The organism is Lentzea sp. NPDC058450 (assembly GCF_042721395.1).
Lineage (GTDB): Bacteria > Actinomycetota > Actinomycetes > Mycobacteriales > Pseudonocardiaceae > Lentzea.
In genome coordinates this window covers 54235-66718 of the sequence record NZ_JBHXLO010000026.1, presented here as the reverse complement: position 1 = coordinate 66718, position 12484 = coordinate 54235, and the positions used below count along the sequence as shown (strand labels likewise).

General features: G+C 69.8%; 16 protein-coding genes. 10 read left to right on the top strand and 6 right to left on the bottom strand.

Annotation, left to right across the window (positions count from 1 at the left end; all coding sequences use genetic code 11):
• Positions 1–83: 83 nt before the first annotated feature.
• From ACFWNN_RS32425 to xrtP, 4 genes are all read right to left on the bottom strand, one after another.
• Positions 84–893, bottom strand: coding sequence for a TIGR04222 domain-containing membrane protein (locus tag ACFWNN_RS32425; RefSeq protein WP_382443740.1), 810 nt, complete (start codon positions 891–893; stop codon positions 84–86).
• 313 nt (positions 894–1206) lie between these two features.
• Positions 1207–1749: a biotin transporter BioY gene (locus ACFWNN_RS32420; RefSeq protein ID WP_382443824.1), complete on the bottom strand. Its 543-nt coding sequence runs from the start codon at positions 1747–1749 to the stop codon at positions 1207–1209.
• A 116-nt stretch (positions 1750–1865) separates the two neighbouring features.
• A complete protein-coding gene (locus tag ACFWNN_RS32415) occupies positions 1866–3188 on the bottom strand; it encodes a glycosyltransferase (protein ID WP_382443823.1) in 1323 nt (440 codons plus the stop codon).
• A 44-nt stretch (positions 3189–3232) separates the two neighbouring features.
• Positions 3233–3751: an exosortase P gene (xrtP, locus tag ACFWNN_RS32410; RefSeq protein WP_382443739.1), complete on the bottom strand. Its 519-nt coding sequence runs from the start codon at positions 3749–3751 to the stop codon at positions 3233–3235.
• A gap of 298 nt (positions 3752–4049) precedes the next feature.
• Between xrtP and ACFWNN_RS32405 the strand changes: the two genes are divergently transcribed.
• The 4 genes from ACFWNN_RS32405 to ACFWNN_RS32390 all read left to right on the top strand — a co-directional run bounded on the left by ACFWNN_RS32405 (position 4050) and on the right by ACFWNN_RS32390 (position 7054).
• Entirely contained in the window at positions 4050–4814 is a 765-nt protein-coding gene (locus tag ACFWNN_RS32405; RefSeq protein WP_382443738.1) for a choice-of-anchor P family protein, read from the top strand.
• 12 nt (positions 4815–4826) lie between these two features.
• A complete protein-coding gene (locus tag ACFWNN_RS32400; protein WP_382443737.1) occupies positions 4827–5018 on the top strand; it encodes an LPXTG cell wall anchor domain-containing protein in 192 nt (63 codons plus the stop codon).
• A gap of 76 nt (positions 5019–5094) precedes the next feature.
• Positions 5095–6267: a non-hydrolyzing UDP-N-acetylglucosamine 2-epimerase gene (gene wecB / locus ACFWNN_RS32395; protein WP_382443736.1), complete on the top strand. Its 1173-nt coding sequence runs from the start codon at positions 5095–5097 to the stop codon at positions 6265–6267.
• A 118-nt stretch (positions 6268–6385) separates the two neighbouring features.
• The gene (locus ACFWNN_RS32390) at positions 6386–7054 is read left to right on the top strand and encodes a hypothetical protein (RefSeq protein WP_382443735.1); all 669 of its coding nucleotides are present in this window, start codon (positions 6386–6388) and stop codon (positions 7052–7054) included.
• Here ACFWNN_RS32390 and ACFWNN_RS32385 read toward each other — a convergent pair.
• Both ACFWNN_RS32385 and ACFWNN_RS32380 read right to left on the bottom strand, forming a co-directional pair.
• On the bottom strand, positions 7051–7590 hold the full coding sequence (locus ACFWNN_RS32385; protein ID WP_382443734.1) for an isochorismatase family protein: 540 nt from the start codon (positions 7588–7590) through the stop codon (positions 7051–7053). The genes ACFWNN_RS32390 and ACFWNN_RS32385 overlap by 4 nt on opposite strands.
• Before the next feature lies 1 nt (position 7591).
• Positions 7592–8875 carry a nicotinate phosphoribosyltransferase gene (locus ACFWNN_RS32380; RefSeq protein ID WP_382443822.1) on the bottom strand — a complete coding sequence of 428 codons (1284 nt, stop codon included), beginning with the start codon at positions 8873–8875 and terminating at the stop codon, positions 7592–7594.
• Between the two features lie 79 nt (positions 8876–8954).
• Between ACFWNN_RS32380 and clpS the strand changes: the two genes are divergently transcribed.
• The 6 genes from clpS to ACFWNN_RS32350 all read left to right on the top strand — a co-directional run bounded on the left by clpS (position 8955) and on the right by ACFWNN_RS32350 (position 12474).
• Positions 8955–9254 carry an ATP-dependent Clp protease adapter ClpS gene (clpS, locus tag ACFWNN_RS32375; protein ID WP_030479230.1) on the top strand — a complete coding sequence of 100 codons (300 nt, stop codon included), beginning with the start codon at positions 8955–8957 and terminating at the stop codon, positions 9252–9254.
• Complete coding sequence (locus ACFWNN_RS32370; RefSeq protein WP_382443733.1) at positions 9251–9808, top strand: DUF2017 domain-containing protein; 558 nt, start codon at positions 9251–9253, stop codon at positions 9806–9808. The genes clpS and ACFWNN_RS32370 overlap by 4 nt, the downstream gene beginning before the upstream one ends.
• Complete coding sequence (locus ACFWNN_RS32365) at positions 9805–10716, top strand: P1 family peptidase (protein ID WP_382443732.1); 912 nt, start codon at positions 9805–9807, stop codon at positions 10714–10716. Before ACFWNN_RS32370 ends, ACFWNN_RS32365 begins: the two co-directional genes overlap by 4 nt.
• Positions 10717–10800: 84 nt before the next feature.
• Complete coding sequence (locus ACFWNN_RS32360; protein WP_382443731.1) at positions 10801–11211, top strand: Mov34/MPN/PAD-1 family protein; 411 nt, start codon at positions 10801–10803, stop codon at positions 11209–11211.
• Positions 11212–11242: 31 nt separating this feature from the next.
• Positions 11243–11515: a MoaD/ThiS family protein gene (locus tag ACFWNN_RS32355; protein ID WP_382443730.1), complete on the top strand. Its 273-nt coding sequence runs from the start codon at positions 11243–11245 to the stop codon at positions 11513–11515.
• A gap of 8 nt (positions 11516–11523) precedes the next feature.
• A complete protein-coding gene (locus tag ACFWNN_RS32350; RefSeq protein WP_382443729.1) occupies positions 11524–12474 on the top strand; it encodes a PLP-dependent cysteine synthase family protein in 951 nt (316 codons plus the stop codon).
• Positions 12475–12484 lie beyond the last annotated feature (10 nt).

Here is a 12484-nt window from a genome sequence, read left to right as displayed (position 1 = left end):
ACTTCAGGCACGGGACAGACCGTACCCGGCAGGTCCGACAGTCTCGTCAGACCCGCGAGAGGAAGACGGCTTCGGGGGTGTGCTCAGTCGCCGCCGCCTCCACCACAACCGCCACCACATCCACCGCCGCCACAGCTGCTGCCCCCGCTGTCGCCCGAGGAGCAACTGCTGTCCGACGAGCACCCGCCCCCGCAGCTGTGGCTGGACGTCGTCTCCCGTCCCGGCAGCATGCCGATCGCGAGCGCCGACAGCCCGAACATCCCCGCGATCGCCATCCCGCCGGCCCGTCCGCGCAACCCGCGGGCCGCGACGGCGCCGATCGGGTCCCGGGAGCTCGCCCGGTTCTGGGCCCGCTTGACCAGCACGTAGCCCGCCCTGGTGCGCAGGCGGCCGGGGTCGCGGGCGCGCAGGATCGACGCCCAGACGACCGCCACCGCGGCACCCGCGAAGAAGTACCAGAACGGGAACTCGGTCAGCGGCGGGCCGAAGTCCAGGAAGTCCACCAGCAGGTGCGGGGCCACGGCGCTCATCACGCCGGCGATCGCCAGCACCGGTGCCGCGAGGAACAGCCACGGGTACAGGCGGGGACGCCAGGAACGGCGGCGGCGCAGGAGCTTGCGGTTGACGAGGTGGGTGCGCAGGCCCTCGGCCTCGGGGGAGGCGAACGCGCTGTAGACGATGTCGTTCAGCAGGCGGCCGTGGCGCAGGCCGCGCAGGATCTGGGCTTCCAGCGGGGTGGCGGGGCCCTGGCCGGGCACGTGGACGGCGCTCAGCACGCCCTCGCGCGAGACCCGGACCAGGCCGGCCTGGATCAGGCGGGCCAGGGCGACCTCGGCCGCGCGGGCCGGGCCGCCCGCGAGGCAGCCCAGCTCTTCGGGGGTATGCGTCGTCACGCGGATTTCTCGGCCGCGGAGGTCAGGTCGTTACGTCGGCCATGATCCGGTCGTACAGGTCGAGGGACGCCAGGGCGTGCGAGACCTTCAGCGGGACGTTCTCGCCACGGCGGGAGGCGACCAGGTCGAGGACCGGCAGGTCGGGCCAGCGGGCGGCGGCCAGTTCGCCGGCTCGGGGCTTGCCGACGATCTCGTGTCGGGAACGACGTCGTCCAGCACGCGTGACCCATAAAGATGCGCGCCTGCCACAAGACCCGGCAGACGCGCATCCAAGAAAGACAGATATTCCCCAGGTGTGACCACCTGGTCCAAGCTACCGACGGCGGACGAGCGCCCAGGCTCCCGGCAGCAGGCCCGCGGCCAGCGCGATCTTCACCGCGTCGCCGATCAGGAACGGCAGCACGCCCACGGTCAGGGCCTTGCCCAGCGACATGCCCGTAGCGGCCATCAGCCACGGCACGCCCACCGAGTAGATCGCGAGGTTGCCCAGCGCCATCAGGCCGACGGTGCGCAACGGCGTGCGGTCGCCGCCACGTCCGGCCAGGTAGCCCACCAAAGCGCCCGCGAACACGAAGCCGACGACGTACCCGAGCGACACCGGGACGCCGGACGAGCCGCCCTGGAACCACGGCACCCCCGCGACGCCCGCGATCAGGTAGAGCAGCATCGAGGTCGCACCTCGTTGCCAGCCGAGCGAAGCGCCGACGAGCAGAGCGGCGAACGTCTGGCCCGTCAGCGGGACCGGGCTGCCCGGAATCGGCAGCGCCACCTGGGCGGCGAGACCGGTGAAGGCGGCACCGGCGACGACCAGCGTCAGGTCGCGGGCCAGGGCTCCCGGCACGAAGTCGGCGAGCACGGTGCGACGGGGCGCGAGTGCGAGTGTCACGTTCCCTCCCAGGCGGAATCGAGAGAACCTGAGATTAACCACGCCGACTCGAGAACGTCTTTGTTCCATGTCTACAAAGTGACCGGTCACACATCGAGAGCGACCTTGCCCGCCACGCGGTCTTCGTTGCGGCGCGTCTTGGTCCAGCCGTTGTTGCCGCGCACCAACCGGATCAGCGCGCGCCACGACGTGATGTAGAACGTGTAGATGTACAGCGCGTAGCCGAACCCGTACGCGATGGACTTCCAGAAACCGACAGGTTCGCAGCGCGCGCGATAGACCGGTCCCCACAGGACGAACGGCAACAGACCGAACGCGCCGTACACGGTGAAGAGGATCCACGCGCCGTCGAAGAACCACGTCACGACTTCGGTGGGTGACACGGCGAACCGGTACGCCATCATCGCCATCGGAATCGGGTAGATCAGCGTGCCCAGCAACTGCATCCACGGCTGGGCCAGGTAGTACATCATCTCCGCCGCCCCCAACGTCGTCAGGTGGTCGGAGTCCCAGATGCGCCGCAGGTAACGCATGCACTGCATGGTTCCTTGGCCCCAACGGGTGCGCTGCGCCAGGAAGCGACGCAACGAGTACAACGCTTCCTGGTTCACGTGGGTGTCCAAGGAAAAGCCCGTGTGCCACCCGGCGGTCAGCAGGTGCACGCCGAGCTCGAAGTCCTCCAGCAACGACCCGCGCCACGGCGACCCGGTCGTCCCGGCGATCGAGTCCAAAGCGGACAGTCGGGTGAACTGTCCGTTGCCACCCATGGAGATCGTGCCCGTCGCACCGCGCGACATCTGGATCGCCGCGATGGCCGTGCGGAACTCCAGGTCCTGCATCCGCACCAGCCCGGCACCGAACGCCCGGCGCCACCGCGTCACGCCCGGTTGCCGCTGTCCGGCGTTGATCATCCGCACGTCCACCTGCACGGCGCCGATGCGCGGATTGCCGAAGAGATGAGTGGCGGCACAGACTTCCAGGCAGTTCGGGGCCGGACGTCCGTCGGCGTCCACCACCACGACGATCGCACGGTCGGCGTCCGCCCGGCGACCCATCCACATCTTCAACGTGCGGTAGGCGTCGTTCAGCGCGTTGCCCTTGCCGGTGCGGGCATAGGGCCGTTGGCGTTGCACGAGATGGATCTGCGGATCGCGGATACCGCCGTTGCGCTTCAACGTCCGCACGACGCCGGCGGTGCGATCGTCGGAGTCGTCGTCGATGACCCACACGTGCGCGATGGGGAACGTCTCGCGCAGGTACCTGATCGTGCCGCCGATAACGGCCTCCTCGTCGCGGCACGGCACGAAGAAGTGCCACTCCAACGACGACGGCTCGCCCACGGGTGCGGGCTTGCGCCGCAGGTACGGCACCACGATCACGAACACGTACGTCACGAAGGCGACGCTCATCGTCAGAGCGAGCGCCTGCGTGAACCCGAGGACGAGGTCGAGGCTCACTTCCGCGTCGCCAGCCAGACGAACGCGACCAGCGCGGCCGCGCCACCGAACACGCTCACCATCGACCCCAGCAGCGTGTGGCCCCAGTAGTAGCCGGTGTCGATGCCCAGCCACTGGACCAGCCCCACCAGCGTGAGCACGCGGAACTGGTTCACGACCACCACCGCCAGCGCCGCCACGCCCAGCGCGAACAGCACGCGCGACTGGATCCGCGGCCGCAACGCGATCATCACCGCGCCGACCACGATCAGCGGCAGCACCAGGAACGCGGACGTGCACTCCGGCGTCATCCGCAGGCCCAGGGGAGTGTCCGAGCCCAGTCCGAAGTAGACGGTCTGGCGCTCGGGGACCACGTGCACGCCGTAGGAGCTGATGACGCTCAGGATCGCGCCGGACAACGAGATCTCCGCCGTCCGGTACAGCCGGTGTGCGAACACGAGTCCTGCCGCGAGGGCGACGAGGACCACCACGGTCACCCGGCTCGGGAATGCGGTGCGGCGCAGGGCAAGCGTCACCCGAAGATCCTTTCCACCGATGAGGGAGCGCCCAGACGGGCTACTAGACCCTCCATCGGTAGACGGAACGTCATCCCTCACCCCCGGATCGGGTGACGCCGTAACCGGAAATTGATCAAAAAACCCACGATGAGTGGCCTCGATTGGGCGAGACGAGTGGTCGTGTCCCTCGATACGGGGAGTAACCCTCAGTTCCCTCGAAAGAAAGCCGATGCCGGTAATTGCCCCCGGAAAGCGTGAAACCAGATTGGTATCACCACGCCCAACGGGAGCCGGAGGAATCAAGGGAAGGAGTTTCATGCGAGTCCGAACGACGGGACTGGCCGGAGTCATCGCGATTGCCGCACTCCTGGTCGGTGCCGCACCCGCTTCTGCCGCTCCGGGGGACGCCTCGGCCTACGGTGCGAAGCTCAACGTGACGCTGCTCGGCAGCCCCGCGGTCAACGCGGAGCCGTTCGCCGCAGCCAATGCGAACGGTCCCACGCAGAACACGTTCGCAGGCGTCGACCTCACCGGGATTCTGAAGACCGGTGTCATCAACGCCTCCGCGTCGCGTGACGAGAAGTCCGGCGGTGTGCAGTCGCGAGCGAGCACCGTCGACGTCAAGGTCGACCTGCTCTCCAAGGTCACCGGGAAGATCTCCGCCGAGGTGGTGGAGGCGGAGTGCGCGGCGACCCAGAAGGGGCTGACCGGCAAGGCCAAGCTCGCGGGCGTCAACCTCGGCAAGCTCGGAGAGGTGAACGCGGACCCGGCGGCCAACACGAAGCTGGACGTCCAGCTGGCGGGCATCAAGATCGCTGAAGTGATCTTCAACGAGCAGATCAAGAACGACGACGGCAGCCTCACGGTGAACGCGATTCACGTCAAGCTGCTGCAGGGCGTGCTCGGCGGCATCGGCACGGGCGACGTGATCATCTCGTCGGCCACGTGCGGCCCCGCCGGCCTGCCCATCCCGATGGCGTCGGGGGCGGGCCTGTGGATCGGCCTCGGTCTGCTCGGTGTCGTCGCCGCTCCGGTCGGTTTCGTGGCGCTGCGCCGACGCGCGTCGCTGAACGCGGCCTGAGGAGAGCGGCAGATGTACAAGGTCCCCGGTACCGGCGTGGGTGTCGGCACGAGCGTGGGTGCCCTTGCGGTCACCGGCGCCGACGTGACGTGGTGGATCGTCGCGGGCATCGTCCTTCTCGCCGCGGGTGCGTTCCTCATGCACTCCACGCGGAAGAGGCGCCGTGCCGTCCCCGTCCAGGCCAGACCGAACCGAGCTGGCTGACATGGTCCGTCCCGAGGGGTTGCCCCCGGCCCCCGGGACGGACTCCCCGGTCTCCTGCGAGAAAGAGGACGCAACGGTGAGCAAAGAGGTTCTGCTGGTGGCCGGTACCCGGCCCGAAGCGCTGAAGATCGCCCCGGTCGCCATCGCCCTGCGCGGCCACCCGGGCCTGCACCCCACGATCGTCCACAGCGGACAGCACTCCGGCATGGTCGAGCAGGCGCTCGGCGCGTTCGACCTGGTGCCGGACATCCGCCTGGACGTCCCCCGCAGCACCGGTACGCAGGCCGAGCTGGTCTCCCGGCTGCTGCCCGAGTTCGACGCCGTGCTGGAGGAACGCGACCCCGCGGTCACCCTCGTGCAGGGCGACACCACGACGACGCTGGCCGCCGCGCTGGCCTCGTTCTGGCGCGGCATTCCCGTGGCACACCTGGAAGCCGGGCTGCGCACGGGCGACCTCTACGGCCCGTTCCCCGAGGAGGGGAACCGGCAGATGATCTCCCGCATCACGTCGCTGCACCTCGCGCCGACCGACGACGCCGCGAACGCGCTCAGCGGCGAATCCCTGCCGGACAGCCACATCGTCGTCACCGGCAACACGGTCGTGGACGCCGTGCAACGCGTCGCGGCGCTCGACCTGCCCGCGCGCAGTCCTGATCTGGTGGCCCTCGAACGCACCCTCGACGCCACCGGCGGTCGGCTGATGCTGCTGACCGTGCACCGGCGCGAGTCGTGGGGCCGCCCGCTCATGCGCGTGCTCAACGCCGTGCGCGCCATCGCCGACCGCCACCCCGACCTGCACGTGCTGATCCCCGCGCACCCGAACCCCGGTGTGCGCGAACAGGTCGTGTCGCTGTTGGGCGGCCACGAGCGCGTCGTCATCACCGACCCGCTCGACTACCCGGACCTCGTGCGCGTGCTCAAGCGCGCGTCCCTCGTGCTGACGGACTCCGGCGGCATCCAGGAGGAGGCGCCGTCGTTCGGCGTGCCCGTCCTGGTGCTGCGCGAGACCACCGAACGCATGCTCGCCGTCGACGCCGGGTGCGCCTGGCTCGTCGGCACCGACACCACCCGCATCCTCGCCGAGGCGGGATGGGTGCTCGGCTCCCGGTTGCGGCTTCCGCTGGGGCGCAACCCGTTCGGCGACGGGCGTGCCGCCGTGCGGGTGTGCTCCGCCCTGGAGAGGCTGGCGGGACTCCCGACGGCCCTGCCGCGCCGGGAGCCGTTCGCCACCCTCGCCGGAGTCCGCTGAAAGATGTCACTCGGTCAGGCAATTGCCTACACGAATGGGTGACATGAGGTGCCGAGGCGTTATCAACGCCCCGCATCACAACCATTATCGGGCCGTGGGAAACGAGGCAATGCGAAAAATGCGCAAGATTTCGATCGCGGGCGCTGTGGTCGCGTTGACGTTCGCGACCGCGGCCCCCGCGCTCGCGGCGAATCCGCCCGGCACGGCGTCGTCCGGCGCCGCCGACTTCGCGAAGTCGGGTCAGGCGTACAAGGTGGCGCCGCTCGCGGTGTGCGACGTGAACCCGGACGCGGCCGGCACCGTCAGCGGCTCCAGCCCCGCGGTCAGCAGGACCGGTCTCGCGATCGGGCCGACCAGTTCCACCTGCACGACCGAGATGGTGGACCCGGCGAAGTTCCTGACGAAGACCACGTCCGCGGCCAAGGGCGAGGCCTTCGACCTGTCCGCGCTCGCCGGCCTTCCCGGCGGGCTGAAGGGCCCGCGGCTCAAGATCGGCGAGTGGACCATCACCTGCACCGCCGACGAGAAGGGCACGGCGGCGGGCTGGTCGCTCAAGGCGATGTCCGGGTGGACGGGCCTGCCCAAGGAGATCACGCCCGGCTACGTGCACGAGATCAAGGCGAACAACGGCACCGTGCTGGCCAGGGCCAAGTTCACCGACACGGTGTTCCCGGAGCCGAACGACGGCAGCATCAGCATGACCCTGCTGAAGGTCACCTTCGAACCGTCGTCCGGCTACACCGGCACGATCACCGTGGGCACGGTCGCCTGCTCACCGACCCCTTAGGACACGTGGACACCCGCGGCCAGCAGCTCTTCGACGGCTGCGTCGCGGGTGGTCTGGGCGACCGCCGCCGTCAGGTCGACGAGGACCGTCGTGCGGAAACCGTTGCGCTGCGCGTCGAGTGCCGTGGCGCGCACGCAGTGGTCGGTCGCGATGCCGACGACGTCGACCTCGGTCACGCCCTTGTCCGTCAGCCAGCCCGCGAGGTCGTTCTCCGCCTCGAAACCCGAGTAGGCGGCGGCGAACCGGCCCTTCGAGAAGACCTGCTCGATGCCGGACACGTCGAGCTCCGGGTGGAACGACGAGCCGGGCGAGCCCGCCACGCAGTGCACCGGCCACGAGTCGATGAAGTCCGGCGTCAGCGAGAAGTGCGGGCCGGGGTCGACGTGGTAGTCCCGCGTCGCCACGACGTGGTCGTACGCCGAGGTGGCGATGTGCTGCGAGATGGCCGCCGCCACGGCCGCACCACCGGCCACGGCCAGCGAGCCGCCCTCGCAGAAGTCGTTCTGCACGTCCACGACGATCAGCGCCTTGGTCATGTCAGCCCTCCAGGTAGATCGTCGGGATCGCGGGCTCGCCGCGCGAGAGCTTGAGGCCCTCCCACGGCACGCTCACCAGCGCGGCACGCAGGCGTTCGCGGTTCTGCTCCAGCGTCGGCACCTCGTCGGTCTGCTGTCCGCCGCGCATCAACGGGAGCTGCACCAGCCTGTCGTACTCGCCGAGCTCGGGTTCGTTCGAGGCCTGGAACACGACCTCTTCCAGCGCCGTTCCGGTGTCCTTGTGCCGGCGCAGCGCCTTCTTCCAGCCGCCGCGCGACTGCTTCGACGTGCTGCGCTTCTCGACGTGCCGGCCGTCGACCTCGACCAGCTTGTAGACCATGCCCGCGGTCGGCGCGCCCGACCCGGTGACGACCGACGTGCCCACGCCGTACGCGTCCACGGGCTCGGCGCGCAGGGCGGCGATCGCGTACTCGTCGAGGTCGCTCGACACGACGATGCGGGTGTTGCGGGCGCCCAGCGAGTCGAGCTGGTCGCGGGCCTGCCGCGCCATCACGCCGAGGTCGCCCGAGTCGATCCGGATCGCGCCCAGCTCGGGGCCGGCGACCGCGATGGCCTTCTTGATGCCCTCGCTGATGTCGTAGGTGTCGACCAGCAACGTCGTGCCGACGCCGAGCGCCTCGATCTGGCTCTGGAACGCCTCTTCCTCGGTGTCGTGCAGCAACGTGAACGCGTGCGCGCACGTGCCGGCCGTCGGGATGCCGTGGCGGCGCCCCGCTTCGAGGTTCGAGGTGGCGTGGAAGCCCGCCAGGTAGGCCGCGCGGGCACAGGCCACGGCGGACTCCTCGTGCGTGCGCCGCGAGCCCATCTCGATCATGTGACGGCCGTTGGCGGCGGTCACCATGCGGGCGGCGGCGGACGCGATGGCGCTGTCGTGGTTGAGGATCGAGAGCGCGAGCGTCTCCAGCACGACGCCCTCGGCGAACGACGCGCGCACCGTGAGGATCGGCGAGCCGGGGAAGTACAGCTCGCCCTCGGGGTAGCCGTCGATCTCACCGGAGAAGCGGTAGTTCGCGAGCCATTCCAAAGTGGAGTCGTCGACCACGGCGTTGCGGCGCAGCTGGTCGATCTCCTCCTCGCCGAACCGGAAGTCCGCGATCGCGTCCAGCAGCCTGTTCACCCCGGCGACCACGCCGTAGCGGCGGCCGTCCGGGAGCCTGCGGGCGAAGACCTCGAACACGCACGGACGGTCACCAGTGCCGTCACGCAACGCGGCCGCGAGCATGGTGAGCTCGTAGTGATCGGTCAGCAACGCCGTCGAGTTCATGGTCACCAACCCTAAGGTCGCAGGTGGTTTACCCGCACGCGGTCTCCGTCACTGCGGCGAACATGACACCATTGGCGGTATGACCACGCCCGTCGAACAGGAACGGACGCAGCCGGAGGCCGTCGGTGAGGAAGTCGCCGCCGAGGACCGACCCTGGCAGACCGTGGTCTGGAACGACCCGGTAAACCTCATGTCCTACGTGACGTACGTGTTCCAGAAGCTGTTCGGCTTCAGCAGGGACCATGCGACCAAGCTGATGCTCGACGTGCACCACAAGGGCAAGGCGATCGTGACATCGGGGACCAAGGACAAGGTGGAGGCCGACGTGGCGAAGCTCCACGCGGCAGGGCTGTGGGCGACCATGCAGCGGGCCTCGTGAAGAGGTGGATCCGCGACGGTGACGTGGTCATCGGCAGGCTGGACCGGCAGGAGGCCGCGGTCGTGCGCGGTCTGGTCAGCCAGATCCAGGACATGCTGATCGCCCGCGCCGAGGAAGCGCCGCAGGACGAGCTGGCCGAGCTGACCGGCATCAGGACAGGTCCGTCGGAAGCGCCCGACGACCCGATCCTCGGCAGGCTGCTGCCGGACTTCCACCGGCTCGACGACGACGCGCCCGACCCGGACGAGGTCAACTCGGCCTCGGCGCTGCGGTCGTTGCACGAGCCGGAGCTGCTCGACCACAAGACCAACGCGGCCGAGGTCGTGCTGGAGACCTGCTCGCCCGACGGCGGGGAGATCCGGCTGTCGATCGCGCAGGCCGAGGCCTGGATGGCGTCGCTGAACGACGTGCGGCTGGCGCTGGGGACAGCGCTGGACGTCACCGAGGACATGCCGGACGAGCTGCCGCCGGAGGACCCGCGCTCGCCGCACCTCGGCGTCTACCACTGGCTGACCTGGGTGCAGGACACGCTGGTCGAAGCGATGATGCCGTGATTCCCGGCGTTCTCGTCGGGCATCACCACCGGATCGAGGACGGCTGGGCCACGGGCACGACGGTCGTGCTGGTGTCGGCCGGAGCGGTCGGCGCCGTCGACGGACGCGGTGGCGCGCCCGGCACCCGCGAGACCGACCTGCTCGACCCGTCGAACCTGGTCCAGCAGGTGCACGCGGTGTGCCTGTCCGGCGGCTCCGCCTACGGGCTCGCGGCGGCGGACGGCGTCATGCGCTGGCTCTCGGAACGCTCGATCGGCTTCCCGGTGGGCGCGCAGCCGCACCACGTCGTGCCGATCGTGCCCGGCGCGGTGATCTTCGACCTGCCGATGTCCGAGTGGGGCAACCGGCCGGACTCGTCGTTCGGCTACGCGGCCTGCGAGGCGGCCGCCGAGACGTTCGACCTCGGCTGCGTCGGCGCTGGTGCCGGGGCACGCGTCGGGGCGTTGAAGGGCGGCGTCGGGAGCGCGGTGAGCACGGTCGGCGCGCATCAGATCGGCGCGTTGGCCGTGGTGAACGCGGCCGGCGAGGTCGTCGACCGGGCGTCCGGACTGCCGTGGGAGCCGTCGCTCGGGACCACGGCCGTGACGGTGCCCGAACGCAAGCCGGACGGCCTCAACACCACGATCGGCGTGGTCGCGGTGGACGCGGACCTGACCAAGGCGGAGTGCCGGCGGCTCGCGATGGCCGCGCAGGACGGCCTGGCCCGCGCCGTGCGGCCCGCGCACTCGATGTTCGACGGCGACACGGTGTTCGCGCTGGCCACCGGGGCCGTGCCGCTCGCGGAGCCGAGGGTGTTCGCGCTGGACGCGTTGTGCGCCGCCGCGGCCGAGGTGTTCGCGGCGGCCGTGGTGTCCGGGGCACGTGAGGCGACCTCGCTGAACGGCGTGCCGGCGTTCCGCGATCTCTGAGTCGCATCAGTCCAGGTCAAACCAGGTGCACGCGCCGGTATCTCGCATACCGAGACAACTCCCGCCAGCCCGTAGGATTGGGGCGTGCTGGTGATTCGCCGTGACCTGGTGGACGCGATGGTGGCCCACGCGCGCCGCGACCATCCCGACGAGGCGTGCGGGGTGATCGCCGGGCCGTACGGGTCCGACCGCCCTGAGCGCTTCATCGAGATGGAGAACGCGGAGCGGTCGCCGACGTTCTACCGGTTCGACGCGGCCGAGCAGCTCAAGGTGTGGCGCGGAATGGACGCGAACGACGAGGTGCCCGTGGTGATCTACCACTCGCACACCGCGACGGAGGCGTACCCGTCCCGCACCGACATCTCGTTCGCGGGGGAGCCGGAGGCGCACTACGTGCTCGTCTCCACGCGTGACCCCGACGAGCACGAGCTGAGGTCGTACCGCATCGTCGACGGTGTCGTGACCGAGGAACCGGTCAAGATCATCGAATCCTGAGTTGCACCCGTTTCCCGGAGGTAGAACCACCATGGCAGTCACCGTGTCGATCCCGACGATCCTGCGCACCCACACCGGGGGCGAGAAGTCGGTGTCCGCCAGCGGTACGACGCTCGCCGAGGTCATCGACGACCTGGAGAACAACCACGGCGGCCTCAAGGCGCGCCTGGTCAAGGAGGGCGTGCTGCACCGCTTCGTCAACGTCTACGTCAACGACGAGGACGTGCGCTTCTCCGGTGGCCTCGAGTCCGCGGTGAAGGACGGCGACAACGTCACCATCCTCCCGGCCGTCGCAGGCGGCTGATCTCCGACATGGCCCGCTACGAATCGCTCCTCGACGCGCTCGGCGGAACGCCTCTGGTGGGCCTGCCGCGCCTGTCGCCGTCCGAGAACGTGCGCATCTGGGCGAAGCTCGAGGACCGCAACCCGACCGGCTCGATCAAGGACCGGCCCGCGCTGGCCATGATCGAGGCGGCGGAGCGGGACGGCATCCTGCGTCCCGGTGCGACGATCCTGGAGCCGACGTCCGGCAACACCGGCATCTCGCTCGCCATGGCCGCGAAGCTCAAGGGCTACGGCCTGGTGTGCGTGATGCCGGAGAACACCTCGACCGAACGCAAGCAGTTGCTGCAGGCGTACGGCGCGCGCATCGTGTTCTCGCCCGCCGCCGGCGGGTCGAACCAGGCGGTCGCCACGGCGAAGGAGCTCGCGAAGCAGAACCCCGACTGGATCATGCTCTACCAGTACGGGAACCCGGCCAACGCGGAGGCGCACTTCCGCGGCACGGGTCCGGAGATCCTGAAGGACCTGCCGGAGATCACGCACTTCGTCGCCGGTCTCGGCACGACGGGCACGCTGGTCGGCGTCGGGCGGTTCCTCCGCGAGGCCAAGCCGGACGTGCAGGTCATCGCCGCCGAACCGCGCTACGGCGAGCTGGTCTACGGGCTGCGCAACCTCGACGAGGGCTTCGTGCCGGAGCTGTACGACGAGTCGGTGCTGACCGGGCGGTACTCGGTCGGCTCCTACGACGCGTTGCGCCGCACCCGGCAGCTGCTGGAGACCGAGGGCATCTTCGCCGGCATCTCGACGGGCGCGATCCTGCACGCGGCGCTGGCCGTGGCGCAGAAGGCCGAGGTGGCGGGGAAGTCCGCGGACATCGTGTTCATCGTGGCGGACGCCGGGTGGAAGTACCTCTCCACCGGTGCCTACGCCGGAACGCTGGACGAGGCGGCCGCCAAGCTCGACGGCCACCTCTGGGCGTGATGAACGCCTG